General features: G+C 71.2%; 27 protein-coding genes, 2 pseudogenes and 1 riboswitch. Of the genes and pseudogenes, 15 read left to right on the top strand and 14 right to left on the bottom strand.

All coding sequences use genetic code 11. The annotated features are described in order from the left end of the window. The gene (locus ACQP0U_RS07875) at positions 1 to 360 is read right to left on the bottom strand and encodes a DUF3099 domain-containing protein (protein ID WP_030337423.1); all 360 of its coding nucleotides are present in this window, start codon (positions 358 to 360) and stop codon (positions 1 to 3) included. A gap of 104 nt (positions 361 to 464) precedes the next feature. On the opposite strand from ACQP0U_RS07875, the gene ACQP0U_RS07870 reads away from it, so the two are divergent. Both ACQP0U_RS07870 and ACQP0U_RS07865 read left to right on the top strand, forming a co-directional pair. Next, positions 465 to 749 (top strand): hypothetical protein, encoded by a 285-nt coding sequence (locus ACQP0U_RS07870; protein WP_030489374.1) that lies wholly within the window; start codon positions 465 to 467, stop codon positions 747 to 749. 17 nt (positions 750 to 766) lie between these two features. Continuing rightward, entirely contained in the window at positions 767 to 1,078 is a 312-nt protein-coding gene (locus tag ACQP0U_RS07865) for a hypothetical protein (RefSeq protein WP_433317084.1), read from the top strand. Positions 1,079 to 1,107: 29 nt separating this feature from the next. Here ACQP0U_RS07865 and ACQP0U_RS07860 read toward each other — a convergent pair whose 3' ends face one another. Next, positions 1,108 to 1,698, bottom strand: coding sequence for an HhH-GPD-type base excision DNA repair protein (locus tag ACQP0U_RS07860; RefSeq protein ID WP_433317083.1), 591 nt, complete (start codon positions 1,696 to 1,698; stop codon positions 1,108 to 1,110). Between the two features lie 95 nt (positions 1,699 to 1,793). Here ACQP0U_RS07860 and ACQP0U_RS07855 point away from each other — a divergent pair, with 95 nt between their 5' ends. After that, positions 1,794 to 3,278: a DUF7059 domain-containing protein gene (locus ACQP0U_RS07855; RefSeq protein WP_433317081.1), complete on the top strand. Its 1,485-nt coding sequence runs from the start codon at positions 1,794 to 1,796 to the stop codon at positions 3,276 to 3,278. Beyond that, positions 3,278 to 3,700: a D-aminoacyl-tRNA deacylase gene (gene dtd, locus ACQP0U_RS07850; RefSeq protein ID WP_433317080.1), complete on the top strand. Its 423-nt coding sequence runs from the start codon at positions 3,278 to 3,280 to the stop codon at positions 3,698 to 3,700. Before ACQP0U_RS07855 ends, dtd begins: the two co-directional genes overlap by 1 nt. 82 nt (positions 3,701 to 3,782) lie before the next feature. On the opposite strand, the gene ACQP0U_RS07845 is transcribed toward dtd, so the two are convergent. After that, the gene (locus tag ACQP0U_RS07845) at positions 3,783 to 4,571 is read right to left on the bottom strand and encodes a sporulation protein (RefSeq protein ID WP_433320685.1); all 789 of its coding nucleotides are present in this window, start codon (positions 4,569 to 4,571) and stop codon (positions 3,783 to 3,785) included. Positions 4,572 to 4,803: 232 nt separating this feature from the next. Between ACQP0U_RS07845 and sigB the strand changes: the two genes are divergently transcribed. Continuing rightward, a complete protein-coding gene (gene sigB / locus ACQP0U_RS07840) occupies positions 4,804 to 5,820 on the top strand; it encodes an RNA polymerase sigma factor SigB (RefSeq protein ID WP_433317078.1) in 1,017 nt (338 codons plus the stop codon). Positions 5,821 to 5,929: 109 nt separating this feature from the next. After that, a complete protein-coding gene (locus tag ACQP0U_RS07835) occupies positions 5,930 to 6,337 on the top strand; it encodes a VOC family protein (RefSeq protein WP_433317075.1) in 408 nt (135 codons plus the stop codon). Between the two features lie 10 nt (positions 6,338 to 6,347). Here the strand turns inward: ACQP0U_RS07835 and ACQP0U_RS07830 are convergent. The 3 genes and pseudogenes from ACQP0U_RS07830 to ACQP0U_RS07820 form a co-directional block, all read right to left on the bottom strand. Continuing rightward, positions 6,348 to 8,932 (bottom strand): annotated as a pseudogene (locus tag ACQP0U_RS07830) (GNAT family N-acetyltransferase). Further along, on the bottom strand, positions 8,929 to 10,110 hold the full coding sequence (locus ACQP0U_RS07825; protein WP_433317073.1) for an acetoin utilization protein AcuC: 1,182 nt from the start codon (positions 10,108 to 10,110) through the stop codon (positions 8,929 to 8,931). Before ACQP0U_RS07825 ends, ACQP0U_RS07830 begins: the two are co-directional and overlap by 4 nt. A gap of 48 nt (positions 10,111 to 10,158) precedes the next feature. Then, positions 10,159 to 11,018: pseudogene (locus ACQP0U_RS07820) on the bottom strand (sulfurtransferase). A 100-nt stretch (positions 11,019 to 11,118) separates the two neighbouring features. Between ACQP0U_RS07820 and ACQP0U_RS07815 the strand changes: the two are divergent. Beyond that, positions 11,119 to 11,808 carry a metal-dependent transcriptional regulator gene (locus ACQP0U_RS07815; RefSeq protein ID WP_433317070.1) on the top strand — a complete coding sequence of 230 codons (690 nt, stop codon included), beginning with the start codon at positions 11,119 to 11,121 and terminating at the stop codon, positions 11,806 to 11,808. Between the two features lie 18 nt (positions 11,809 to 11,826). On the opposite strand, the gene ACQP0U_RS07810 is transcribed toward ACQP0U_RS07815, so the two are convergent. After that, positions 11,827 to 12,375 (bottom strand): hypothetical protein, encoded by a 549-nt coding sequence (locus ACQP0U_RS07810; RefSeq protein ID WP_433317068.1) that lies wholly within the window; start codon positions 12,373 to 12,375, stop codon positions 11,827 to 11,829. A 98-nt stretch (positions 12,376 to 12,473) separates the two neighbouring features. Then, the gene (locus ACQP0U_RS07805; protein WP_433317066.1) at positions 12,474 to 12,728 is read right to left on the bottom strand and encodes a DUF5522 domain-containing protein; all 255 of its coding nucleotides are present in this window, start codon (positions 12,726 to 12,728) and stop codon (positions 12,474 to 12,476) included. Positions 12,729 to 12,868: 140 nt separating this feature from the next. On the opposite strand from ACQP0U_RS07805, the gene ACQP0U_RS07800 reads away from it, so the two are divergent. From ACQP0U_RS07800 to ACQP0U_RS07790, 3 genes are read left to right on the top strand one after another with little or no spacing between them, the layout of a single operon-like run. Beyond that, complete coding sequence (locus ACQP0U_RS07800) at positions 12,869 to 14,143, top strand: MFS transporter (RefSeq protein ID WP_433317063.1); 1,275 nt, start codon at positions 12,869 to 12,871, stop codon at positions 14,141 to 14,143. 49 nt (positions 14,144 to 14,192) lie between these two features. Next, positions 14,193 to 14,756 carry a dihydrofolate reductase family protein gene (locus tag ACQP0U_RS07795; RefSeq protein ID WP_433317062.1) on the top strand — a complete coding sequence of 188 codons (564 nt, stop codon included), beginning with the start codon at positions 14,193 to 14,195 and terminating at the stop codon, positions 14,754 to 14,756. A gap of 54 nt (positions 14,757 to 14,810) precedes the next feature. Continuing rightward, positions 14,811 to 15,752 carry a MerR family transcriptional regulator gene (locus ACQP0U_RS07790; protein WP_433317059.1) on the top strand — a complete coding sequence of 314 codons (942 nt, stop codon included), beginning with the start codon at positions 14,811 to 14,813 and terminating at the stop codon, positions 15,750 to 15,752. A gap of 55 nt (positions 15,753 to 15,807) precedes the next feature. Here the strand turns inward: ACQP0U_RS07790 and ACQP0U_RS07785 are convergent, their stop codons facing one another. Next, positions 15,808 to 16,743, bottom strand: a complete 936-nt coding sequence (locus tag ACQP0U_RS07785) for a DUF2332 family protein (protein ID WP_433317057.1) — start codon at positions 16,741 to 16,743, stop codon at positions 15,808 to 15,810. 144 nt (positions 16,744 to 16,887) lie between these two features. Here ACQP0U_RS07785 and ACQP0U_RS07780 point away from each other — a divergent pair, with 144 nt between their 5' ends. Next, positions 16,888 to 18,000 carry an FAD-dependent monooxygenase gene (locus ACQP0U_RS07780; protein ID WP_433317055.1) on the top strand — a complete coding sequence of 371 codons (1,113 nt, stop codon included), beginning with the start codon at positions 16,888 to 16,890 and terminating at the stop codon, positions 17,998 to 18,000. A 23-nt stretch (positions 18,001 to 18,023) separates the two neighbouring features. Here the strand turns inward: ACQP0U_RS07780 and ACQP0U_RS07775 are convergent, their stop codons facing one another. Both ACQP0U_RS07775 and ACQP0U_RS07770 read right to left on the bottom strand, forming a co-directional pair. Beyond that, a complete protein-coding gene (locus ACQP0U_RS07775) occupies positions 18,024 to 18,995 on the bottom strand; it encodes a CU044_5270 family protein (RefSeq protein ID WP_433317053.1) in 972 nt (323 codons plus the stop codon). Positions 18,996 to 19,005: 10 nt separating this feature from the next. Beyond that, entirely contained in the window at positions 19,006 to 19,575 is a 570-nt protein-coding gene (locus ACQP0U_RS07770; RefSeq protein WP_433317051.1) for an RNA polymerase sigma factor, read from the bottom strand. A gap of 100 nt (positions 19,576 to 19,675) precedes the next feature. Here ACQP0U_RS07770 and ACQP0U_RS07765 point away from each other — a divergent pair, with 100 nt between their 5' ends. Next, complete coding sequence (locus ACQP0U_RS07765) at positions 19,676 to 19,987, top strand: NIPSNAP family protein (protein ID WP_433317048.1); 312 nt, start codon at positions 19,676 to 19,678, stop codon at positions 19,985 to 19,987. Positions 19,988 to 20,084: 97 nt separating this feature from the next. Further along, positions 20,085 to 20,166, top strand: a riboswitch (ZMP/ZTP riboswitch). Positions 20,167 to 20,179: 13 nt separating this feature from the next. Then, entirely contained in the window at positions 20,180 to 21,079 is a 900-nt protein-coding gene (locus tag ACQP0U_RS07760) for a bifunctional 5,10-methylenetetrahydrofolate dehydrogenase/5,10-methenyltetrahydrofolate cyclohydrolase (RefSeq protein WP_433317046.1), read from the top strand. A 101-nt stretch (positions 21,080 to 21,180) separates the two neighbouring features. Here ACQP0U_RS07760 and ACQP0U_RS07755 read toward each other — a convergent pair whose 3' ends face one another. Beyond that, positions 21,181 to 21,399: a hypothetical protein gene (locus tag ACQP0U_RS07755; RefSeq protein ID WP_110563345.1), complete on the bottom strand. Its 219-nt coding sequence runs from the start codon at positions 21,397 to 21,399 to the stop codon at positions 21,181 to 21,183. Next, a complete protein-coding gene (locus ACQP0U_RS07750) occupies positions 21,396 to 21,575 on the bottom strand; it encodes a hypothetical protein (protein ID WP_433317044.1) in 180 nt (59 codons plus the stop codon). Before ACQP0U_RS07750 ends, ACQP0U_RS07755 begins: the two co-directional genes overlap by 4 nt. Positions 21,576 to 21,886: 311 nt before the next feature. On the opposite strand from ACQP0U_RS07750, the gene ACQP0U_RS07745 reads away from it, so the two are divergent. Further along, positions 21,887 to 22,738, top strand: coding sequence for a helix-turn-helix domain-containing protein (locus ACQP0U_RS07745; RefSeq protein ID WP_433317042.1), 852 nt, complete (start codon positions 21,887 to 21,889; stop codon positions 22,736 to 22,738). A gap of 10 nt (positions 22,739 to 22,748) precedes the next feature. Further along, positions 22,749 to 22,937, top strand: coding sequence for a DUF397 domain-containing protein (locus tag ACQP0U_RS07740; protein ID WP_433317040.1), 189 nt, complete (start codon positions 22,749 to 22,751; stop codon positions 22,935 to 22,937). A gap of 96 nt (positions 22,938 to 23,033) precedes the next feature. Here the strand turns inward: ACQP0U_RS07740 and ACQP0U_RS07735 are convergent, their stop codons facing one another. Continuing rightward, positions 23,034 to 24,068, bottom strand: coding sequence for a serine/threonine-protein kinase (locus ACQP0U_RS07735; protein ID WP_433317037.1), 1,035 nt, complete (start codon positions 24,066 to 24,068; stop codon positions 23,034 to 23,036). Between the last annotated feature and the right edge of the window lie 167 nt (positions 24,069 to 24,235).

Here is a 24,235-nt window from a genome sequence, read left to right as displayed (position 1 = left end):
TCAGGGTTCGACGTCGATGACCTTGTGCGGGCGCTCCTCGGCGGTGAGGCTCATCGGCGGGGTGTCGTCCTGCTGGCGGGGGTGGAACCTGTTGGCCAGCCGGTGCTCCTCCTTCGGGGGCCGGTCGTTGGCCAGCAGCACGGCCAGCCAGGGGATGAGCACCATGCCGAGGCCGCACAGCGGCAGCCAGAGCCAGAGCAGTGGGGCGTTCGCACCGACCAGGATCGCGCCGACGATGATGCACAGCACCCGGATGCCCATCATCAGGACATAGCGGCGCTGGCGACTGTTGAGCTGATCGTCCTGGCTGCGCGAGGCGTCGGTGATCAGAATCGGCTGGTACGCCTGACGCTTCACCATGGACCTCCTCGAGGGGGTTACGCCTCATCCTGTCACCGCAGGTCCGTGATCAGCGAAATTCGACTCATCCCGTTGCGTGTTACGCGCGTGGTACGCTCCGCGATGTGGGCAGCAGGTTCAGCTTCACCGACGAGGCGTTGGCCAACCTGAGGGTCTACGACGTCACACCCGGGGAAGTCTGGGAGGCGCTGCACAGCGCCCGCCGGGTCATCCGTCACCTGGGTGACGACGTGATGGTGGTCTACGCCGCTGCCCGTCGGGGCCGCCGGCTGGCGGTGCTGCTCGCCGAGGCCGATGGCACCGACAACGACTGGGACATCCTCTCCGCCCGCGAGCTGAGCGACGTCGAGTCCAAGCGCTACGACGAGGCCGTGCGGAGATCTCGGTAGATGAGGAGGCCGTGACGATGCACCGTAACGACGCGACCAAGCAGTTCCACGGCGGCGGCGACCGGATCGCCGACCTGATCGACGAGAGCCCGGCGGCGGAGCTGCCCACGCCCGACAGCGACGTGCCGATGGTGAGTCGCTCGGTGCGGCTGCCACTCGACACCTACGAGCGGGTCCGCGCCGCCGCCGATGCCCGGGGCATCGGGGTCACCACGCTGATGCGCCAGTGGATCGATGCCGGCCTGGCCGACCTGGACGACTCGGCGACCGTCTCACTGGCCGACGTCCGGCGCGCGCTTGCCTCGCTGGCGCATCCCACCGCCGCCTGAGCGGGCGGCCCCTCACCGGGCCGGACGGCTCAGCCGCCGGTGGCCTTCGCCTTGGCCGCCGCCTTCGTCTGCTGCTTGAACTCCCGCACCCGACGCAGCGAATCGGCGTCGGTGACGTCGGCCACCGACCGGTACGCGCCCGGGTCGCCGTAGTCGCCGGCCGACTTCCGCCAGTCCTGCGGGGTCACCCCGAACCGCTTGCCGAGCAGAGCCACGAAGATCTGTGCCTTCTGCTTGCCGAAGCCGGGCAGCGCGGAGACCCGGCGCAGCAGCTCCGGCCCGTCGGCGACCTCGGCCCAGAGCAGCGCCGCGTCACCGTCGTACCGCTCCACCAGCACCTGGCAGACCTCCTGCACCCGGGCCGCCATGGCCTTCGGGAACCGGTGCAGCGCCGGCGGCTGGGCGAAGAGCGCGACCAGGGCCTCCGGGTCGTACCCGGCCAGCTCGGTCGCGTCCAACTCATGGCCGAGCCGCTGCTGCAGCACGTACGGCGACGAGAACGCCTTCTCCATCGGCACCTGCTGGTCGAGGACCATGCCGAGGAGCAGGGCCAGCGGGCTGCGCTCCAGCAGCCGGTTGGCCTCCGGGTCGATGGGCAGAACGAGCGTCATGCGGACCATCCTGCCTGGCGCACCGCCCCGGGCGGACACCGACGCCCCGACGTCTTCCGGCGGGTGTCGCCGACCCGGGACGCGACGGGGGGCAGGATGTCGGGGTGGACGAACACGACATGCTGCTCTCCCCCGCCGGCGTCGACGCGCTGCGCACCGCGCTGACCCGGACCGGTTTCACCAGCCACGGCATCGCCGAGCGGCTGGGCGCCCAGGCGACCGCCGCGGTCTCCCGCAACGACTACCGGGCCGCGCTGCGCGCCACCGAGGACGGCGACCCGCTCGCCACCCTGATCCGGGTGTTCATCTGCGACCAGACCGAGTCGGAGCCCGCGGTGGCCGCCGCGCTGGCGCCGCTGAGCGTGGAGGAGGCCCTCGCCGGCGGGCTGGTCGAGAGGTACGGCGACGGGCTGCGCGCCGGGGTCGACCTGGAGCCGTACGGCGAGGACTGGTGGGTGCTCGCCGACGTGCCGGCCAGCGCCCGCCCGGGTCGCCCGTTGCACGCCGAACACGTCCTCGGCATCGGCGGGGCGACCCACACCCTGATCGGCGCGACAGTGCGCCGGCCGGTCGACGCCGCACTGGACCTGGGCACCGGCTCCGGCGTCCAGGCCCTGCACCTGGCCACCCACGCCCGGTCCGTCACCGCCACCGACCTCTCCGAGCGGGCGCTGCGCTTCGCCGCGACCACCGCCGCCCTCAACGGTCAGGACTGGGAGCTGCTCCGCGGCGACATGGTCGCCCCGGTGGCCGGCCGGCGGTTCGACCTGGTGGTGAGCAACCCGCCGTTCGTGGTCGGCCCGGGCACCACCACGCACGTCTACCGCGACTCCGGCCGGGTCGGCGACGCGATCGGCGCCGAGCTGGCCGCCGCCGCCCCGGGCCTGCTCACCGAGGGCGGCACCATGCAGTACCTGGCGAACTGGGTGCACGTCGCCGGCGAGGAGTGGGACGAGCGGGTGGCCGGCTGGTTCGCCGGGACCGGCCTGGACGCCTGGGTGATCCAGCGTGAGGTGGCCGACCCGATGGCGTACGTCGACCTGTGGCTCACCGACGTCGGCGAGACCGCCGACCCGCAGCGGATGGCCGCCTGGCTGGACTGGTTCGACGCGCACAAGGTGGAGGGGATCGGCTTCGGCATCGTGTCCCTGCGCCGGGGCGGACACACCGACCCGGTGGTCCGGGTGGAGGACCTGCGCCAGCGGGTGCAGCCACCGCTGGGCGACCAGGTCGCCGCCTGGTTCGACCGCCAGGGCTTTCTCCGGGTACGCGACACCGAGGCGTTGCTCGCCGAGCGCTACCGGGCCGCCGAGGGCCTCCAGCTGCGGCAGGAGGCCACCATGGGCGACGAGGGCTGGGGGGTGGACCGGCAGGTCCTCGCGATGCCGCACGGCCTGCGCTGGACCGAGGAGATCGACCCACTGGTCCTGGCGCTCGTCGGCGGCGCCGACGGCCGGCTGCCGCTGCGCGACCAGCTCGCCCTGCTCGCCGCCGCGCACGACGTCGAGCCCGACGAGATGGCCGAGGCCGCCGGCCCGATCGTGGCGCACCTGGTGGAGCGCGGCTTCATCGAGCCGGTGAGCGCCTGATGCGTGCGGTGGTGCAGACCGTCGGGCAGGCAAGCGTGACGGTGGACGGCGAGGTGGTCGGCGCGATCGAGAACGGCCTGCTGGTGCTGCTCGGGGTGACCCACACCGACACCGCGGAGACCGCCCAGACGATGGCCCGCAAGGTGCACGAGGTACGCATCCTCGACGGTGAACGGTCCGCCGCCGACACCGGCGCGCCGATCCTGGTGGTCAGCCAGTTCACCCTCTACGGCGACGTCCGCAAGGGTCGCCGGCCGAGCTGGACCGCCGCCGCCCCCGCCGAGGTCGCCGAACCACTCGTCACGGCGGTGGTCGACGCCCTGCGCGAACGGGGAGCCAAGGTCGAGACCGGCCGCTTCCGCGCCCACATGCTGGTCCAGAGCACCAACATAGGCCCCCAAACCCTCCTCCTGGACCTCTGACCAACAGCGGTGATCAAGAGATTTGCGTCAGGATCCGGGCCCGACCTGACGCAAACCTCTTGATCACCCGGGTGGGGTGGGGCTAGGAGAAGAGGCCTCGGCGGGTCAGGGACTGGCGGAGCCAGTTGTCGAGCTCGGCGGTCCAGTCGGTGCGGTCGGCGGTGGCGTGGTCGACAGTGAAGCGGCCGAAGGCGTCCCGCCCCTCGGTGAAGACACCGCCGCGCTTGTCGACCTCCAGCACCACCTGCATCTGCTGCGCGTCGGCGATGAAGGTGACCTCCAACTGGTTGATCGAGCGGGCGTACTGCGGCGCCGGGCTGAACTCGATCTCCTGGTAGAACGGCAACGTCTGGCGTACGCCGTAGATGTGACCACGCTCCACATCGGCGCGTGCGAACCGGAAGCCCAGCCGCAGCAACGCGTCCAGCAGCCGCTCCTGCGCCGGCAGCGGGTGCACCGACACCGCGTCCAGGTCACCCTTGTCGACCGCGCGGGCGACCTCCAGCTCGGTACGCAGACCCATCGTCATGCCGTGCAGATGCTGCCCGTACAGCTCGGTGACCGGCGTCTCCCACGGCACGTCGAAGCGGAACGGGAGGTCGTAGCGTTGCCCCGGCTCCAGCCGGAACGCGCCGGTGACCCGCTGGCGGTGGAACTCCTGAGTGGTGTCGTAGTCGTTGTCGCCGCTCTCGACCTCGACCCGGGTGACCAGGCCGAGGGTGACGTGGTCGATGTCGACCTGGTGGTCGCCGCCCAGCACCTGGATGCGGCCCTCCAGCTGGCCGCCCGGGCGGCAGTTCGGGTTGGCCAGCACCGTCTCCACGGAGGGGCCGCCGACGCCCATCGCCTTCATGAGCCGCTTGAAGACCACACCGTCCTCCATCTGTCGTCCTCGGCCGACCAGAGGTGGCCGGCCGTCCGCAACGTAACCGGGGCGGGCAACCACACAGCGGGACGACACACCGCACCAGCGATCCGACCCAATTCCTGTCGGGTGCCCGATCGCCTCACTCCCGTTTTACGCCCCGCCCGCCAAGCTGTTGTCACACCGGCACCGCTGGGCCGGGAACACGGCACAGACGTGGAAACGGGGAGAGACAGAGATGGTCCTGCAGATGACGGAACACCGGACGCGCCCGGCCACCACGACCGACACTGACGGGGCCCCCGAGGTCCTCGTCGACCTGGACGCCACCGACGAGCGCGGCATCTCCACCGACCTGGTCCGGGCCTACCTCAACGGAATCGGCCGGACCAAGCTGCTGACCGCCGCGCAGGAGGTCGACCTGGCTCGGCGCATCGAGGCCGGCCTGTTCGCCGACGAGAAGCTGGCCACCTGCACCCCGGTCTCCGCGGAGCTGCGAGCCGACCTGGAGCTGATCGTCGCGGAGGGCCGGGCGGCCAAGGACCACCTGTTGGAGGCGAACCTGCGGCTGGTGGTCAGCATCGCCAAGCGCTACACCGGCCGTGGCATGGCGTTTCTCGACCTCATTCAGGAGGGCAACCTCGGTCTCATCCGGGCGGTGGAGAAGTTCGACTACGCCAAGGGCTACAAGTTCTCCACGTACGCCACCTGGTGGATCCGGCAGGCCATCACCCGCGCCATGGCCGACCAGGCCCGCACCATCCGCATCCCGGTACACATGGTCGAGCAGGTCAACCGGATGGTCCGGGCCCGCCGCGAACTGGCGGTGACGCTGGGTCGCGAACCGACTGTCGCCGAGGTCGCCCGCGCACTGGAGATCCCCGAGATCCAGGTCATCGAGCTGATCTCCTACGACCGGGAGCCGGTGAGTCTGGACCAGGCCGTCGGCGACGACGGTGAGAGCGCGCTCGGCGACTTCGTGGCCTCGGTGGACCCGCGTACCGAGCCGGGCGACGCCGCTGCCCAGGGCGAACTGCGCAACGAGGTCAGCATCGTGCTCTCCACCCTGTCCCAGCGGGAGCAGGCGGTCATCCGGCTCCGGTTCGGCCTGGACGACGGCCGCCAGCGCACCCTGGACGAGGTCGGCCGGGAGTTCGGCCTGTCCCGGGAGCGGATCCGGCAGATCGAGAAGGTGACGCTGCTGAAGCTGCGCGCCCCGGAGCGGGCCCAGCGCCTGGAGGCGTACGCCTGCTGACGCACCCGGTTCCCACGGAAGGCTCCGGCGGTTCGCCGGGGCCTTCCGTGCTGCGGGGGTGTTTGACTGGAGTACCGGTCCGCGTACCGACGACGCGAGGAGAACAGCCATGAACTGGACACTCGAAGTGGTGATCGTGCCGGTCTCCGATCTGGACCGGGCGAAGAAGTTCTACGCCGACCAGCTCGGCTTCACCGTCGACCACGACACGGTAATCAGTGACGACGCGCGCATCGTCCAACTGACCCCGCCCGGCTCGGGCTGCTCGATCGTGATCGGTAAGGGCGTCGTCCCGGAGATGCCGCCCGGGTCGCTCAAGGGCCTGCAACTGGTGGTGCCCGACATCGAGCAGGCCCATGCGGAGTTGGTCGAACGTGGTGTGGAGGTCAGCGAGATCCAGGTGGTGGGTCAGAACCCCCGGCCGGTGCCGGATCCGCTGGACAATGTCGGCTTCGTCTTCTTCGCCGACCCGGACGGCAACACCTGGGGCGTCCAGCAGATCTCCAGCCGCGCCTGACCGGGCACGCTCACAAACGGCGGGGGCCGGTGTCCGGGTGGGCGACCGCGCCGCCCACCCGTACCTGGGCGTGCAGGACCGAGATGCCGTCCGGGCGGGCGAGCACCGGGTTGAGGGTCAGCGATCGCACCCGGGGCTGTTCGTCGGCGAGCTGACCCACCCGCAGCAGCAGATCGGCCAGGGCCTCCCGGTCGACAGGCGCGGCCCCCCGGTGCCCGCGCAGCAGCGGCGCCGCCCGGGGCTCGTCGACCAGCTCGGCCGCGTCCCGGTCGGTCAGCGGCACCGCCCGCCAGGCCCGATCGCCGAGCAGCTCGGTGGCGACCCCACCGAGGCCGAAGCCGACCACCGGCCCGAACGCCTGGTCTTCCACGACCTCCACCACGCAGGCCACCCCGGGCGGGACCATCGGCTGGACCAGCGCGTCCGCGCCGAAGGTCGCCGCGAGGTCCGCGTACGCGCGACGGAGGGTCGGCTCGTCGGGCAGGTCAAGCCGGACCGCGCCGAGGTCGAGCCGGTGCCGCAGCCCGGGGGCGGCCGCCTTGAGCGCCACCGGGAAGCCCAACCGTGCCGCCGCGTCGACCGCCGCGTCGGCCGAGTCGACGGGCACCGAGGCCACCACGTCGATGCCGTACGCGGCCAGCAGCGCAGCCGGGTCGGTGACGTCGGCCCGGAGCGCGGCCTGCGCGGCAGCACGATCGAGGCCGGGCAGCTCCGGTGGCACCCCGGGCGGGCGGCGAAGCCACTCGGCGTACCGGTGCGCGCTGGCGAGCGCGCGGACCGCCTCCTCCACGCCGCCGTACGCCGGCACCCCGGGTGGCAGCCGCCCGACGAGGAACGTCGCCACGGTCGGCTTGCCCAGCGCGAGGGCGGCCGGCAGCGCGGCGGTCACGTCGGCGTCCACCTCGGTCAGCTGGCCGGGCAGCGGCGGGGCGAAGACCACCACCAGGGCGTCCACCCGTTCGTCGGCGGCCGTGTCGGCGAGAGCGGTGGCGAACTCGGCGGCACCGGCGCTCGGCCCGACGTCGCGCGGATAGCCCTCGGCAACGGTGAGGCCGTGCCCCACGCAGGCGGTCGCGGCGAGCCCGGTGAGGGCCGAGGAGTTGCCGACCACACCGACCCGACCGCCGGCCGGCAACGGCTGGTTGGCCAGCAGCACACCCACGTCGAGCAGCTCCGGCACGGTGTCCACCCGGATCACCCCGGACTGGGCGAAGAGCGCGGCCACCGCCACCTCGTCCGGCCCGGCGGCGTCGCCGACCCCGGGTGGGCGGGCCGGTGAGGCGAGCGCGACCACCGGTTTGGCGCGGCCGATCCGCCGGGCCAGCCGGGCGAACTTGCGCGGGTTTCCGAAGGTCTCCAGGTAGAGCATGATCACGTCGGTGCCGGGGTCGTCCTGCCAGTACTGCAGGAGGTCGTTGCCGGAGACGTCGGCCCGGTTGCCGGCCGAGACGAAGCTCGACAGCCCGAGGCCCCGCCGGTCCGCCTCGGCGAGCAGCGCCACCCCGAACGCACCGGACTGACTGAAGATGCCGACCCGACCGGCCGGCGGCAGCGCCGGGGCGAGGGTGGCGTTGAGGCGTACCGTCGGGTCGGTGTTGGCCACGCCCAGGCAGTTCGGGCCGACGACCCGCATCCCGGCCGCGTGCGCGGCGCGGACCAGCGCCCGCTGCGCGGCCGCGCCCTCGCCGCCGGCCTCGGCGAAGCCGGCCGAGATGACCACCAGGCCGTGCACCCCCGCAGCGGCGGCGTCGGCGACCACTGCGGTCGCCGCCTCCGGCGGGACCGCCACCACCGCCAGGTCCACAGGTGCCCCGGCGTCAACCGCCGACGGGTACGCGGGGAGGCCCGCCACTGTCGACGCGCTCGGGTGCACGGGCACCACCGCACCGGTGAACCCGCCGTCGCGCAGGTGCCCGAGAACCGCCGCGCCGACGCCCTGGCCGGTGGCGCTGGCACCGTAGACGACGATGCCGCGCGGGGCGAGCAGCCGGGCGATCGAGCGGGCCTCGGTGCGGTGTTCCCGGCCGCGCTGCACCTCCAGGCTGGCCTCGGTGGGCGCGATGGGGAAGCTCAGGTGGACCACGCCGTCGGCGTACTCGCGCTGGACCTGGTAGCCGAAGTCGGCGAAGACCCGCAGCATCGTCCCGTTGGCCGGCAGCACCTCGGCGACGAAACTCATGATGTCGTTGCGGCGTGCCGCGTCGGCCAGGTGCTCCATCAGCACCGAGCCGATGCCCCGACCCTGGTAGGCGTCCTCCACGACGAAGGCCACCTCCGCCTCGGGAGCCTGCGGGCCGAGCCGTTCGTAGCGGCCGACCGCGACGATCTGGTCGGCGGCCGACACCACGAACGCCTCCCGGTCGTGGTGGTCCACGGTGACGAAACGGATCAGATCCCGCTCCGGGATGCGCGGGTACGGCGAGAAGTACCGGAGGTAGCGGGTGCGCTCGGAGAACCTGCTGTGCATCGCCACGATGCCCGGCGCATCGGCCGGGTCGATCTGTCGCAACTGGACAGTGCTGCCGTCGCTCAGCAGCACGTCGACAGGCTGGTCCGCGGTCGTCACCTGAACGGCCCTCCCCCGGCCCGGCTCAGTCCCGCGGATCGTGCGGGTCGAGCCCGAGCAGCGGGAAGACAGTCTTACGGGTGGCCGCGATCGCCCGGTCCACCGCGTTCGGCTCGCCGGTCGGCTGCCACGGCTCGTACGACGAGTCGGCGTCGTCGGTCATCCGCAGCGGCACCTCCCGGCCCAGACGGCGGGAGGCGACCAGGTCCCGCCAGGCGGGTGGGGTGAGCGTGGCCGGGTCGATCGGGTCACCGGTGGCCACGGCCAGCAGGTGAGTCCAGGCCCGGGGCACCACCTCGACGAGCGCGTACCCGCCGCCGCCGGTGGCCACCCAACGGCCGTCGCACAACTCGTCGGCGAGCGCCCGCATCGCCAGGTAGGTGGCCCGCTGCCCGTCCACCGTCAGGTTCAGGTCGGCGAGCGGATCCAGTCGGTGCCCGTCGGCGCCACACTGGCTGACCAGCACCTGCGGCCGGAACGCGCGTAGCACCGACGGCACGATCGCGTGGAACGCCCGAAGCCAGCCGCTGTCGCCGACGCCCGGCGGCAACGGCATGTTGACAGCGCTGCCCTGCGCGCCCGGCCCACCCGTCTCGTCCGGGAAACCGGTGCCGGGGAAGAGCGCCAGCGGCGTCTCGTGCACGCTGACCGTGAGCACCCGGGGGTCGTCCCAGAAGATGTCCTGCACCCCGTCGCCGTGGTGCACGTCGACGTCCACGTACGCGACCCGCTCGGCGCCCAGGTCGAGCAGGCGGGCGATGGCCACCGCCGGGTCGTTGTAGACGCAGAAGCCGGAGGCCCGGGCGGACATCGCGTGGTGCAGCCCACCGGCCACGTTCACCGCCCGTCGGGCGTCGCCACGCCAGACCGCCTCGGCGGCGGCCACCGTCGCGCCGGCGATGAGCGCGCTGGACTCGTGCATTCCCTCGAAGACCGGGTTGTCGGAGGTGCCGAGCCCGTACCCGGCGAAGAGTGGATCGCGCGGCGCGTTGCGCACCGCGGCGAGGTAGGCCGGCTCGTGCACCCGGGTGAGCAGGGCGTCGTCGGCCGGCTCGGGCTTGACGACCCGCACCCCTGGCCGACTCAGGATGCCCAGCTCGCGGGCGAGCGCGATGGTCAGCTCCACCCGGACCGGGTCGAGTGGATGGTCACCCATGTCGTAGGCGAGCAGCGACTCGTCCCACACCACCACCGTGTCGTCGGACATGAGCCCATCGTCGCACGAGGACCGCCACCGGCCCACCGCACGCGCTGGTCAGCGGCCAGGTGTCGACCCGGAGGCGACCGGCCGGGCCGGGTCGGCCACCCAGTTGCTCCAGGATCCAACGTAGAGCGCGGCGTCCGTGCGGCCGGCCAGGTGCAGCGCGAGCACCGCCTGCGCGGCGGTAACCCCCGAGCCGCAGTACGCCCCGACGGCCCGCCCGTCGGTCACCCCGGCGGCGGCGAACCGCTCGCTCAACACGTCGGCGGCCGGGAAACGCCCGTCCGGTCCGACGTACTCCCCGGCGGGCAGGTTCGCCGCTCCCGGCACGTGCCCGGCGACCGGGTCGATCGGCTCCACCTCACCCCGGTAGCGAGGCGCTGCCCGTACGTCGAGCAGCACGGCGTCGTCAGCGGCGGCCAGCGCGGCGGCCTGCCCCGCGTCGAGCACCGGGAGATCACCGGGGCGCACCACGACGTCGCCGGGGGTGGGGCGGGCGCGTCGGTGGAGACGGGTCGGCCGGCGGCGACCCAGGCCGGGTAGCCGCCGTGCAGCACGCGCACCGGACGGTGCCCCGCCCAGCGCAGCGTCCACCAGGCCCGCGCGGCGGCCAGGCCGTCCCCGCCGTCGTACACCACCACTGGGTGACCGGCGCGGACGCCGGCCGCCCGCAGCGCGGCCTGCAACGCGGCCGGGTCGGGCAGGGGGTGCCGACCGCCGACGCCCGGCACCCCACAGAGCGCGGTGTCCAGGTCGACGAAGACCGCCCCGGGCAGGTGGCCGGCGAGGTAGTCGTCACGGCCGGGCGGGCCGATGAGCCGCCAGCGGACATCGAGCAGGGTGGGCGGATCAGCCTTGTCGATCTCGGCGACGAGCCGGTCGACCTCGACCAACGGCTCCTGGGTACCGGACATGGCGACCATCCAACACCATTCGCGTAGACGGCACGCGGTTCGGCGGCGGTCGCCAGCCCTTCACCGAGGTAACATCGTGCATCGGAGGACCGCTGATCTTATGAAGTCTCACGACCTGGTCGACACGACCGAAATGTACCTGCGCACCATCCTCGAGTTGGAAGAAGAGGGGGTGCCACCGCTGCGTGCCCGGATCGCCGAGAGGCTGCAGCAGAGTGGCCCCACAGTGAGCCAGACAGTCGCCCGGATGGAGCGCGACGGCCTGCTCACCGTCGAGGGGGACCGGCACCTGACGCTCACCAACCAGGGTCGCAACAGCGCCGTGTCGGTGATGCGCAAGCACCGCCTCGCCGAGCTGCTCCTGGTCAACGTCATCGGGATGCCCTACGAGGAGGCCCACGAGGAGGCCTGCCGCTGGGAGCACGTGATGAGCGACGCCGTCGAGAAGCGGGTCTACGACCTGCTCAACCGGCCGACCCGTTCCCCGTACGGCAACCCGATCCCGGGGCTTCAGGAGCTGGGTTCGCCGGCGGCGGAGACCACCGAGGCCGGCGAGGGCGAGCGCAACCTGGCCTTCCCCGGCCTCTCCGGGTCGGTCGTGGTGCGCCGCATCTGCGAGAGCGTGCAGAAGGACGCCGACGTGCTGCGCCAGCTGCACGCCGCCGGTGTCGACCCGGGTGCCACGGTGACAGTGGCCCAGGAGCGCGACGGGGTGTCGATCGACCGCTCCGGCGACCGGGTTCGGCTGCCCCGCGAGGTCGCCTCCCGGGTCTTCGTCGCCGCCAGCTGACCAACCGGGCACCCGGGCTCACAACGCCCGGGTGTCCACCTTCTTCGCCAGCGCGGCCAGGTCGCCGGTCAGCTTCTCGACCGCCGAGCGCTCACTGCCACGGGCCGCGGTCCAGCTCACCGTGGCCAGCCGTCCGTCGCTGGCCAGCCAGCCCACCTCGGCGACCGGCCCGCGACCACTCGCCGCGGCGGTGGTCCGCTTGTACGCCTGCTGACCCAGCCCGGTGACCTTCGCCGCCTTGTCCGGCACCACGTCCGCGCCGAAGCTGGTCTTGTCGATCGTGGTCTCGGTCACGCTGAGCGTCAACTCCGGCAGGGTCGCACCTGCGGCCCGGACCACACAGGTGTGGGTGTCGCCCTGTTCGCTCGCCGCCGCCACGTCGAAACGCGCCTTCACCACCTGCTCGATCACCGCGAAATCCAGCAGACGGCAGGCGCCGCCCGAGGAGGCCGCCGCCACGTCCACCGCGATCGGCGCCGGCGGCGGCACCGCCACCGGTTCCGCCTCGTCGGCGCAGCCGCTCAGCAGCAGCCCGGCCAGCCCGGCGACCACGATCCGCCCGCGCACATTCCACCCTCTCGCCGACCGACGGCGGTGAGCGCCCGCCGGATGTCCGTCGGACACCGTACGGGGTGTCGGTGTCGGGCGAAAGCCCCCGCTGACGCCTATCCCGACGGTGGATCGTCCACGTACGGACAGTGCCGGCAGCCGCGTCCGCAGCAGGTGCCACGGCGGGCCAGAAACCCGGCGCTGAGCACGAACAGCCCGCTCCCCGGGTCGAGGTAGCCGGCCTCACCGGCGGCCAACGCGGCGGTGTGCGCGGCGATGATCCGCGCCCGGTCGGGGTGCTCGGGCGGTAGCCGGGACGGATGCGGCTCGGTGAGCGGGCGGTCGGCCAGGGGTCGTCGCTCTTCGCTCACCCGTAGGAGTCTAGGGAGGCCGGCGGCGGGCGGCTCGGCGGTGCGTGCCGGCGAAACCGCGGTGCCGGGCGAGGCGGGACGCCGGTAGAGTCCGCGAGCCGCCGGTCAGCGGCGCAGGCCCGCGCAGACAGGCAACGACGGTGAGTCAGCAGGTGGAGCAAGCCTCGGTGGTCGAGGTGGGTACGGCCCGGTCGCTGTGGCGCAGCCGGAACTTCCTGCTGCTCTGGGGCGGTCAGACGGTCAGCGAGCTGGGCACCAGGATCGCCGGGGTGGCGGTGCCGCTGCTCGCCGCGGACACCCTGCACGCCAGCGTCTTCCAGATCTCTCTGTTGACAGTCCTGGCCTGGTTGCCGTACCTGCTCTTCTCCCTGCCGGCGGGCTTCGTCGCCGACCGGCTCGACCAGCGGCGGCTGATGATCGCGTGTGACCTGGGTCGGGCCGCGCTCATGCTGTCCCTGCCGGTGGCCGCTCTGGTCGGCCACCTCACCCTGCCCTTCCTGTACGCGGTGGTCGGGCTCGGTGGAGTGCTCACCGTGCTGTTCACCGTCGCGTACAAGAGCCTGCTGCCGCGGCTGGTGCCGGCGGACCTGCTGGTGGACGGCAACGCCAAGCTCACCATCAGCCAGGACGCCGCCGAACTGGTCGGCCCGACGATCAGCGGCGCGTTGATCGGGCTGGTCGGCGCGGCCCGCACGTTCCTGACCAACGGGTTCGCCTTCCTGGTCAGCGCGCTGACGCTGATCCTGATCCGGGAGGCCCCGGTACGCCGCGAGCCGTCACCCCGCGTGCCACTGCGGGTGGAGCTGACCGGCGGGCTCGGTTTCATCCGCCGACAGCCGCTCCTGGTCAGCATCCTGGCCTGCACCACCTGGTCGAACTTCTGGGTGATGGCGTCCGGCTCGATCGAGGTGACCTTCCTGGTCCGTGAGCTGCACGCCGACCCGGTGCAGGTGGGGTTGGTCTTCTCGGTCAGCGCCGTCGGCGGGCTGGTGGTGGGGGTGCTGGCCGCCCGGCTGACGGCCTGGCTCGGTTCGGCCCGGGTGATCTGGGTGGCGATGACCGTCCCGGGCCCGTTCTACCTGCTCATGCCGCTGGCCCAGCCCGGTTGGGGAGTGCTGCTCTACGGGGTCGGTCTGGCCGCGTTCTCGGCCAACGCGGTGTTGTTCAACGTGGCGGCGATGTCGTACCGGCAACGGATCACCCCGTCGGCGCTCCTCGGTCGGGTCAACGCGGCGTTCCTCTGGATCTGTCTGGGGGTGATCCCACTCGGCGCGCTCACCGGCGGTGCGCTCGGCACCATGCTGGGGCTGCGCGGCGCGCTCTGGGTGTGTGTACTGGGCACCTGGGCCGCGTGCCTGTTCGTGGTCTGTTCCCCGCTGCGGCGAATGCGCGACACGCCACCGCTTTCGTCGTAGGGACCGGCGATGCTCACCTGGTCACCCTGATGAGCATGGAGGAGATGCGATGCGGAAGATCGTTGTGCAGATGAGCGTGTCGTTGGACGGGTTCTTCGAGGGCCCGGATGGCGACATCGGCTGGCACCAGGTCGATGAAGAGTTGCACCAGCACTTCAACGACGTGATCGCCCCGATGGGCGGGTTCCTCAGCGGCCGGGTCAGCCACGAGCTGATGGCCGCCTACTGGCCGACCGCCGATCAGGACCCGAACGCCAGCGGCCCGGAACGTGAGTTCGCCCGCATCTGGCGGGACATGCCGAAGGTCGTCTACTCGCGCACGCTCGACCACGCCGACTGGAACGCCACTGTCGTGCGTGAGGTCGACGTCGAGCAGGTCCGCAAGCTCACCGCCGAACCGGGCGGTGACCTGGCGCTCGGTGGCGCGGACCTGGCAGCGACGTTCGCCCGGCACGACCTGATCGACGAGTACCGGATCTACGTCCACCCGGTGCTTGTCGGTCGGGGTCGCCGACTCTTCCCCGACGCCGACGCCCCGACCGGTCTGCGGCTGGTGGAGAGCCGCGTCTTCGGAAACGGCGTGGTCCTGCTCCGCCACGAGCGGGTCCGCTGACCGATGAGCGCAGCGGCTTGAGTCTCCACCGGGGGGAGACGCGAGGGTGGAGGCATGAGCGGGGAGACGCGGCACACGATCGGCGAGCTGGCCCAACGGACCGGCCTGAGCGTCAAGACCATCAGGTACTACGCCGACAGCGGGATCGTGCCACCGACCGACCGGAGCCCAACCGGCTACCGGCGGTACGGCCCGGACGCCGTGGCCCGCCTGGAGCTGGTCCGGACACTGCGTGAACTGGGCCTGGACCTGGCCACCATCCGGCGGGTGGTGGACCGCGAGGTGCCCCTGCGCGAGGTGGCCGCCGCGCACGCCGAGGCGTTGGCGGTGCAGATCCGGGTGCTGCGGTCACGCCAGGCGGTGCTCACCGTCGCGGCGAGGCGCGGGTCGGGCCCGGCCGAGGTGGACGAGCTGCACCGGTTGGCCCAGCTCACCACCCGCGAGCGGGGGCAGCTGGTGGCCGACTTCCTGGCCAACGTCTTCGCCGACCTCGCCGACCAGCCCGCGTACCCGGGGGTGATCGTCTCGATGACACCGGAGCTTCCCGACGACCCCACCGTCGAGCAGGTCGAGGCGTGGCTGGAGCTGGCCGAGTTGTGCCGGGACCGCGACTTCCGGGCACGGATGCGAGGGCTGGCGCGGCAGTACGCAGCCGATTACGACGTCCCGGGGGTACCCCGCCCGGACGCCGTGGCGCTGGTCCGGGACGCGGTGGCCCCCGCCCTCGCGGCCGGCCTCGACCCGACCAGCCCGGACGCCGAACCGGTGGTCGCGGCCGTCACCAGCCGGTACGCGACCCTGCACGGTCACTCCGACAACGCCGACCTACGTCAGCGGTTGCTCGACCGGCTGCTGCCGGCAAACGATCCCCGCCGGGACCGCTACGTCGATTTGTTGGCGGTGCTCAACGGCTGGTCGACAGGCGACGCGACCGTGCCGGCGGTGGACTGGTTCATCCGGGCCCTGCGCGCCCGGATGCCCGAGCCGGCTCGCTGAAGTGACCTGACCGGCCAGGCGGCTGACCGGACCGGCCAGACTCGGCTGGGCGGCTTCAGCCGAACCAGGTCATCGCCTGGCCGTGGCCTCTGGCCCAGGCCAACGGCTTCCCGTCGAGCGCGAGAACGTTGTGCAGCGCATCGTTCGGCGGCTCGGGCAACGCGTCGTACCGGAGCACCTCCGGGCCCTCGTTCGCCACCCAGTGGCCGGGCAGCTCGCGAACCAGCCGGACGAACGCGTCCCGACGCGGGGACGGCACCTGGTAGAGCACTGACGTGTGGAAGACCACAAGCGTCGCGTCGGCCGGTGCCCGCGCGGCCAACGCCGGCAGGTCGTCCACCAGATCACCCCGGACCAGCAGGGGCGGGTCGGCGGCGGCGACCGCCGCCGCGGCCCGCAGCCGGGCCCGCCGGTGAGCGTGCTCCGGCCAGATCAGGGCGTCCAACCAGGACACGTCGTGGGGGTCGGTCACGTCGAGCGGGTTGAGGTCCAGGCCGGCCCGCCACACCACCTGGGGTACGCGTCTCGGCGGCTCCAACCCGGTGGCCACGCAGTCCAGGACCGGCTCTCCAGAGCCCACCTGATGATCGCCGTAGCGGTACGCGTACCGGTCGGGATAGAGGCAGAGCCCGGCCGACGCGCCGACCTCCAGCAGGGCGAGGGGCTGTGGCAACGCGGCGAGCAGCGGCAGCAGGACCGCGCACCGGCCCGCCTCGTTCGTCTGGGTGGCCCGGGTGAGCAGTTCCGTCTCGACGGCGGGCCAGTGCGTCACCACGAAGTCGTGGAAGGTGACCGGATCGTCGACCGGGCCACCGAGCCAGCGGACGACGCCGAACAGCAGATTCGGCTGCCGCTTGGCCGGCGGGAGCCCGTCGAGCAGGGCGATCAGGGCGTCGTCGCGGGCGACGGCCTGCGACAGACGCTCGTACGTGCGCGACACCCCGCGCGCCTCGCGGATGCCGAACTCGGCGTACGCCTCAGCGGTCGTCATGCCCTCATCGTCGCAGCCCATTCCTCGGTAGTTCAGCCCCCATTTCCGTGCGCTGACTCACCCGCCTCGTAGAGTGCTGCGGCGGCCGGACCGTTGAGCAGCAGCTCAGCCGGGGTGCGGCAGGGCAACGGGGAGGAACGTGTCGTGCAGGGTGACGGTGTCCGGGTACTGATCGTCGGGGGTGGTGTCGCCGGACTGGCGACAGTGGCCGCGCTGCGCGAGTGGGGCGCGACGATCGACGTGGTCGAGCGGGCGCCTGGGCCGACCGACTCCGGCACCGGGATCTACCTCACCGGCAACGCGACCCGGATGCTCGACGTACTCGGTCTGCGGGAGTCGGTCGCCGACGTCGCCGTCGAGATCACCCGGCAGCGCAGCGCCAACCAGCGCGGGCGTCGCCTCTTCGACATCGACGTGGCCGCCCTGTGGCAGGGCGTCGGACCGTGCGTGTCGTTGCCCCGGGCGCGGCTGCACCGGGCGCTGCTCGACGGCGTCGGCGACGCCCCGATCCGCTGGGGCCGCGCGCCGGTCGCGCTTCTTACCGAGGGCGACCAGGTCGCCGTCGAGTTCGACGACAACAGCACCGAACGGTACGACCTGGTGCTCGGCGCGGACGGGGTGAACTCGACGGTCCGCCGGCTCGCCTTCGACGGCCAGGCCGCCCGCGACCTCGGCCAGTACGCGTACCGGTGGGTCGCTCCCCGCCTCGACGACGAGCCGGTCTGGTCGGTGCAGTTGGGGCGCGGGAGGCAGTTCCTGACCATCCCGATCAGCGCCGAGCAGACGTACTGCTACTACAACGACGGCCCGGTGGCCGACCGGCCCGGTTGGCGCGACGAGCTGGCAGCGACGTTCACCGAGCCGGTGCCCACCATGCTCAAGGCCCTCGACTACGACGACAGCACCCTGCACGCCGGGCCGAACCAGGAGGTCGCGCTCGACTCCTGGTCCCGCGGGCCGGTGCTGCTGATCGGCGACGCCGCCCACGCCACCTCACCGAACATGGCCCAGGGTGCGGCGATGGCCCTGGAGGACGCCGTCGTACTCGCCTCGGCGTTGGCCACCGCCGATTCCGTCGCCGCCGCGTTGCGTGGTTTCGAGGCACGACGCCGCCCGCGGACGAACTGGGTGCTCGGCCAGACCCACCGCCGGGACAAGGCCACCGGGCTCCCGCCCGCGCTGCGCGACCTGGTGATGCGCCGCCTCGGCGAGCAGATGTTCCGCTCGAACTACGGGCCCCTGTTCGCCCAGCCCTGACCGGTCCGACGTGACCGGCCCGCTCACGGCTGCTGGCCCGGCCGGTCGACGATGGCGACCCGCAGAAGCGCGGCGGCCGACTCCAGCGACTCCTTGCCGTTACGCACCACGGAGTTGCGGGTGCCAAGGTAGACGTGGGAGTCCCGATCGAAGATCAGATCCACGTTGCCGCCGATCACACCGGGCATCCGGATCGCCACCCCATGGCGGCCGGCGGCGTCCACCACGTCACCCGATATGACTACCGCTCCGGGTTCCCGCGCCAGCACTTCGAACAGCGCCGCCAGCGCCCGGGGCGGCACGTAGCCGTCGAGCATCGACCTGGCGGTGGTGTACGGCATGCTTTCGCCCCCGTAGACGGCCTTCTCGTCGGCTGCCTCGGGAAGATGCAGGTCGACCGGGTTCTCCCGAAGGTATCGAAACAGCTCGTCCGGATCGGTGGGCAGGTCGCCGTGGTACGCGGGCGGCTGGAACGCGTCGAGTTCCTTGTCCGGATCGGCGGGATCATCGATGCGGAGCACCCTCAGCCCGCCCCACCCGTTCGGATCGGTCTCCGGTCGGTAACGTCCCTGCGTGTACGCGACTCCACCGGCCGACTGCCACAGTTGGTTGCGGATGGTCCGGTACGGGCCGCTGTCCGGCAGGTCCCGGATCGTCGCCAGGGTTTCCGTGAAGACGTACTGCTCGGGCCGGGCGGTGAGCTCCGGCTGCTGCCGGGCCGCGTCGGCCGCCAGATGGAAGATCTCCGACGCGCTTGCCGTCGGCGGCGCCTGATCGCCCAGCCTCATCGTCTGGACCGCCAGACCACCGGCGGTCAGCGCGACTGCCAGCCCGAACGCTCCGGCGAGGCGCCAACCGCGCAGGAACCGGGTGCGGCGTCCGGCGGGACGGGCGGCCGACGCCATCTCGGCCCGTTGGGCGACATGTGCCGTCAGATCCCTGAGGAGTTGCTCCTCGAAACCCTGCGGCGATCGTTCGGTCTCGTTCATCGTCATCTCCGTCTCATCAGGCGAGTGTGGTGGCCGGGCGGGCGAGCACGGCGCGGACGACGCGGCGGGCACGATGCAGGCGGACCCGAGCGGCGACCGGCGACATCCCGAGCACGGTCGCCGCCTCCGCGACGGTGAGGCCGTCCACGGCGACGAGTTCGACAAGCGTCTGGGTGCCTTCGGGCAGCTCGCTCAGCGCTCGGTGGGTGCGGCGGGCCGCCGACTCGGCGTCGATCCGCTCCTCGATGCGGGCGATGTCATCGGGGCCCAGATCCCGTCGTCCGGCCAGCCGGCCGGTCACCCGCAGCCGTTGGGCCGCCCGACGCCGCTCGTCGCCGATGACGTTGCGGGCCACCCCGTACAGCCAGCCGATCTGGCTACCCCGGTCCGGCCGGTAGCCGGCCGCCGACTCGATCACCGCCAGGAACACGTCGGCGGTGAGGTCGGCGGCGAGGTGCGGGTCGTCGACCCGCCGCGCCACGAACCGGCCCACCGACTCCAGGTGCCGCCGGTAGAAGACCTCGAAGGCCACCGGATCGGCTCCGATGCCGGAGATGTCGTCATCGGCTCGGCTCGGCTCATTCACAGGCCGTCCTCTCTCGTAGCCTTCACACCCCTTCTTCGTCAGGCGGAGCGCGAGTGTTACCGATCCGTCCGACACGAACGCCGGTGCGTAGGGTGACGTCATGATCACCTGCGTCGTGCACTACACCATCGATCCCACGCAGATCGAGGCGTTCGAAGACTTCGCCCGAGCATGGATGCGGCTGGTGGCCAAGCACGGTGGTGTGCACCACGGTTACTTCCTGCCCGCCGAGGGCGCCAGCGACAAGGCCGAGGCGCTGTTCAGCTTCGAGAGCCTGGCGGCCTACGAGCGTTACCGCGCACGGTTCGGCAAGGACCCGGAGTTCGTCGCGGCAGACAGCATCCGCGACAGCTCGGGTTGTGTCGTGCGCTACGAACGAACGTTCATGCGCCCGCTCCTGCCGACTGACTGAACCCCACCCGGCTCCGTCGACGGCACCATCCCCCCGGTGCGGGTCTGCCCTGCGCTGCTGGTCCGGTTGGGCAACCGCCCTGGTGATGCGGCATTATCGAAGAACCGGCGACTGGCGGCACGGGGATGGTTAAACCATCGGGGAGCCTCTCGCGGGCGTCGACCGCCTGGGCGCCTGCGTCGAGGAACCGTCATGACCACGACCAGCGAATCCGTCGAAAACCACACCCCGTCGGGCGCGGCCCGACTCCTGCCGGGCGCACCCGTGGCCGAAGCCGTCCTGGCCGAGACCGCCGCCGCAGCCGCCCGCCTACGCAGCCGCGGGATCACGCCGAGCCTCGCCACCATGCTCGTGGGCGACGACGACGCCAGCGCCGGATACATCGCCATCAAGCAGCGCCAGGCCGCAGCGCTCGGGTTCGACTCCCCGCACGTACACCTGCCCGCCACCGTCACCCAGGCCGAGCTGCACCAGGCCATCGCCCGATTCAACGATGATCCGGCCGTCCACGGGCTGCTCGTGCAGTACCCCGTGCCGGGGCATCTGGACTACGACGCGGCGCTGCAGACCATCGACCCCGACAAGGACGTCGACGGTATGCACCCGCTCAACATGGGACGTCTCGCCGTCGGCCTGCCCGGCCCGCTGCCCTGCACCCCCGCCGGCATCGAAGCCCTCCTGGCGTACTACGAGATCCCCGTCGCCGGTCGCGAGGTCGTCATCCTCGGCCGGGGCGCCACCCTGGGCCGGCCCCTGGCGATGCTGCTCGCCCAGAAGCGCCCGACCGCCAACGCCGCCGTCACCGTCGTCCACACCGGGGTGCCCGACTGGGCCCGCTACACCCGCCGCGCCGACATCCTCGTCGCCGCCGCCGGCGTACCCGGGATCGTGCAGCCCGAGCACGTCAAGCCCGGCGCCGTCGTCATCGGCGCCGGCGTCCGCTACGAGGGCCGGCGTCTCCTGCCGGACGTGGACGAAGCGTGCGCCGAGGTCGCCGGCGCCATCACGCCCCGGGTCGGCGGGGTCGGCCCGACCACCGTCGCGATGCTGTTCCGCAACGCCGTACGCGCCGCCGAGCGCGCGAGCCAGTAGCCCGGTCGCCGAGATCACTTGATGCTGAGTAGTCAGAACGGACCGTCGACAGCTACTCAGCATCAAGTGATCGAGACAACTGCGCGTCCCACCGACGAGGTTCACCGGACCCAGCCCAGGAAACGCCGGTGCAGCAGCCCGGCGGGCACCCAGGTCAGATCCTCGGCCGCCCAGACCAGGTAGGACCCCATGTAGAGGGCCAACGACACAGGTGCGCCCTCGAACTCGGCACGCAGCTCGGTACGCCGGGTCCGGCAGGGCCAGGGCGCGGCGCAGCCGCCGCAGGTCCACACCGGAAGGACCGGACCGTGGGTGGTCACGGCAGACCATCCAGGAAGCGCCGGGTGGCCGACCGGGCGTGCCAGCGGGCCGCCCATTCCGCCTGATAACAGGGGTACGGAGACAGCCGCGTCCACCACCAGCGGCAGCCAGCGCACAGGCCGTCGACGCCGGGCAGGTGCACGGACAGGACTCGTCCGACCTGATCCTCGATCACTCCTGCTCCTCCCCTGGCCAATGCCCCCGCCGGATCGGGATGCGATGCCGGGCTCGGCATGGCAACTCCGCCCCGCATCGGCAGATCCACCGCCACCGCTGCCATGACCAGACCGGCCGATGCCGCCGAGCCAGGGTCAGCGCCACCGCCAGCAGGTAGTCGTCGTACGGCACCCGACCCATCATTGGACCTCCCTGCCGATCCAGCGGACTGCACGCTCATCTTGCGCACGCATTTTTGGATAGTCAACGAAGGCCCCTCAGAAGGCATGGGCGTGTTCGGTGATCCTGCGGCGGGGCGCTAGCGGCACAATGACCGCCATGGAGAGTCCGACCTTCGTTCGCTTCCAGCTCGGCGCACAGCTCCGTCGGGCGCGCGAAGAGGCCAGCGTGACGGCCGAGCAGGCCGCCGACGTCATCGAGGTCTCGGCGAGCACGCTCCGGCGCATCGAGGCCGGACGCGTGGGCATCAAGGCACCAGCGCTCAACGCCCTACTCGACCGGTACGGCGTTGCCGATGCCGAGCTGCGCAACACGCTCCTGTCGATGGCAAAGACCGGAAAGCAGCGCGGCTGGTGGGCGAAGTACGGCGATCTGCCATCGTCGTATCGCCAGTACATCGGCTTGGAGTCGGCGGCCGAGGAGGTGCAGAACTTCGAGACATTGGTGGTCCCGGGGTTGCTCCAGACCGCCGACTATGCCCGAGCGATGACCAGCGAAGACGCCTTCGAGCCATCGCCAGAGGCCGTGGAGCGACGGGTCACGGTGCGGATGCAGCGGCAGGAGCTGATCGCCTCCGGCAAGCTACGACTCGTCGCAGTGCTCGACGAGGCGGTCCTTCACCGTCAGATCGGCGGAGCGGCCGTCATGGCCGCACAGCTCACCGCCCTGGTCGACGCCAGCAAGCGCTGGAACGTCACCCTCCAGGTGATCCCGTTCCGCGAGGGTGCCTACGCCTCGATGTTGACGAGCTTCCACATCCTTAACTTCGCCGATGGACCCAGCGTGGTCTACATCGAGGGCCTCACCGGTGACCTCTACGCGGAAGGTGAAGACGTGAGGCGTTGTACGGTGGTGTTCAACAGTCTGCGCGCTGCGGCCATGTCACCTACCGACTCGGCCGCCATGATCGAGGAGATCCGGAGCGCGAGGCGCGAGGTGTAGGAGACGTGCGGTGGACTCGCAGTGGCGCAAGAGCACCCGCAGCGGCAGCAACGGTGCCTGCGTCGAAGCAAGGCATGTCGAAGGCTTGGTACAGATCCGAGACAGCAAGGATCCGAACGGTCCCGCACTTTCATTCCATCAGAGTGCTTGGTGCGTCTTCTTGACGGTTCTGCGGGTTCGAGCCGGCATCCAAGATTGATCATTCGCACGGGCGGGGACGAGGGCGTGGCCAGCTCTGGAGAACGTCAGCTAACGAGCAGATGAGAAGCGGCGCGACGGTGTCGCTTGACGCCAGCTAGCGTCCTTGCGATGCGACCCGCCCGAGAATCTCTGTTGCATGGCGCATCGCCTCACCGCGGTCGTTGAACTCGCCTGCGTCAGCTCCACGGGAACGATACGTGCCACCGAGTCCGCAGCGCTCAAGCCGGAATGAGTGACGGTGACGGCGGGTGAGGCTCAAGCGCGCTCGCCACATTGCTGATCCATCTATCATCGCGCCATCCCAGCCTTGACCGCCGTCAGTATAGACTTGCGTCCAGGACACGCAGGGTCGCGACACTTCGAGCGCATGACGGAGTTGACTCGCAGAGGCGTATCGGCGTGATGGATCGACGTGCAAGGCCTTGCGGACAACTCGTCGCAGCCCCTGATGAACGTGAGGAAGGAATTCATCACGTCGAGGGAATTTGCCCCTTTCGATGAGGGTCGCAAGGTCTGCGGTGGTACTAACCTCGACGTCGAGCGACTGATCACCATTGAGCAAGCGATAGAGCGTGACTCCCATCGCGTATATATCACCGGCCACATCGTCGATGTAGCCATTGTCCGCCATAGACTCGGGGGGCAGATGGGCAATGTATCCAACTGGAGCCTCAGCCGCCTCGCCTATACTACAGGCCAGCCCAAAGTCGGAGACCTTCACTTGACCGCTCGCCGTCAGCATCAGATTCGCGGGCTTAATATCACGATGCAGCCAGCCACGGATGTGCAAGTATTCCAACCCTCTAGAGGCGTCCTCGATAGCCGCAACAGCCACCGAGACAGGCAGCGGCGTGCCGGCATATAGGTCCTGAATACTGCCGCCAGGCAGGTATTCCATCCGAATCACTGGAACACCGTCTGCCAGGTCTGCAGAATAAATCTTCACGACGTTGTCGTGCTCAGCTAAGACCATCGCCTGCGCCTCAACGAAGGCATCGCGAGGGCCGAGCTGATCGCTCCGATGGAGATACTTGGCGGCACAAAGTCGGTCCAGCGCCCTATCGCGTTCAAGCCAGACTTCACCGAAGTGACCACCGCCGAGGTGGCGTATACGTTCGAAAGTCGTCATGAGCGCTTGGCAGGCAGCTCACATAGCGCAGATGCGACCGGCTCAATGCGGCTCGCCGGGGTCGAGGCAGTAGCCGGGATTGCCGCAAGAGCGATCTTCAACTCAGAGCCGTTCTTTGCTGAGTAAGCCGCTCGAACGCTCGCACTATAAAGCCGACGGCATCGCAC

The sequence above is a fragment of the Micromonospora sp. CA-269861 genome, from assembly GCF_050948505.1.
In the GTDB taxonomy this organism is placed as follows: Bacteria; Actinomycetota; Actinomycetes; order Mycobacteriales; family Micromonosporaceae; genus Micromonospora.
The sequence above is the reverse complement of the archived record's forward strand: the minus strand, read 5'-3'. Positions and strand labels throughout refer to the sequence as shown.

Excerpts from the sequence above, each read along its gene's own strand:
- ACQP0U_RS07875 (WP_030337423.1), bottom strand. The coding sequence starts at position 360 with ATGGTGAAGCGTCAGGCGTACCAGCCGATTCTGATCACCGACGCCTCG.
- ACQP0U_RS07745 (WP_433317042.1), top strand. The coding sequence starts at position 21,887 with ATGACCGCCATGGAGAGTCCGACCTTCGTTCGCTTCCAGCTCGGCGCA.
- ACQP0U_RS07785 (WP_433317057.1), bottom strand. The coding sequence starts at position 16,743 with ATGACGACCGCTGAGGCGTACGCCGAGTTCGGCATCCGCGAGGCGCGC.
- ACQP0U_RS07790 (WP_433317059.1), top strand. The coding sequence starts at position 14,811 with ATGAGCGGGGAGACGCGGCACACGATCGGCGAGCTGGCCCAACGGACC.
- ACQP0U_RS07835 (WP_433317075.1), top strand. The coding sequence starts at position 5,930 with ATGAACTGGACACTCGAAGTGGTGATCGTGCCGGTCTCCGATCTGGAC.
- ACQP0U_RS07735 (WP_433317037.1), bottom strand. The coding sequence starts at position 24,068 with ATGACGACTTTCGAACGTATACGCCACCTCGGCGGTGGTCACTTCGGT.
- ACQP0U_RS07775 (WP_433317053.1), bottom strand. The coding sequence starts at position 18,995 with ATGACGATGAACGAGACCGAACGATCGCCGCAGGGTTTCGAGGAGCAA.
- ACQP0U_RS07825 (WP_433317073.1), bottom strand. The coding sequence starts at position 10,110 with ATGTCCGACGACACGGTGGTGGTGTGGGACGAGTCGCTGCTCGCCTAC.
- dtd (WP_433317080.1), top strand. The coding sequence starts at position 3,278 with ATGCGTGCGGTGGTGCAGACCGTCGGGCAGGCAAGCGTGACGGTGGAC.
- ACQP0U_RS07760 (WP_433317046.1), top strand. The coding sequence starts at position 20,180 with ATGACCACGACCAGCGAATCCGTCGAAAACCACACCCCGTCGGGCGCG.
- sigB (WP_433317078.1), top strand. The coding sequence starts at position 4,804 with ATGGTCCTGCAGATGACGGAACACCGGACGCGCCCGGCCACCACGACC.
- ACQP0U_RS07860 (WP_433317083.1), bottom strand. The coding sequence starts at position 1,698 with ATGGTCCGCATGACGCTCGTTCTGCCCATCGACCCGGAGGCCAACCGG.
- ACQP0U_RS07815 (WP_433317070.1), top strand. The coding sequence starts at position 11,119 with ATGAAGTCTCACGACCTGGTCGACACGACCGAAATGTACCTGCGCACC.
- ACQP0U_RS07765 (WP_433317048.1), top strand. The coding sequence starts at position 19,676 with ATGATCACCTGCGTCGTGCACTACACCATCGATCCCACGCAGATCGAG.
- ACQP0U_RS07795 (WP_433317062.1), top strand. The coding sequence starts at position 14,193 with ATGCGGAAGATCGTTGTGCAGATGAGCGTGTCGTTGGACGGGTTCTTC.
- ACQP0U_RS07865 (WP_433317084.1), top strand. The coding sequence starts at position 767 with ATGCACCGTAACGACGCGACCAAGCAGTTCCACGGCGGCGGCGACCGG.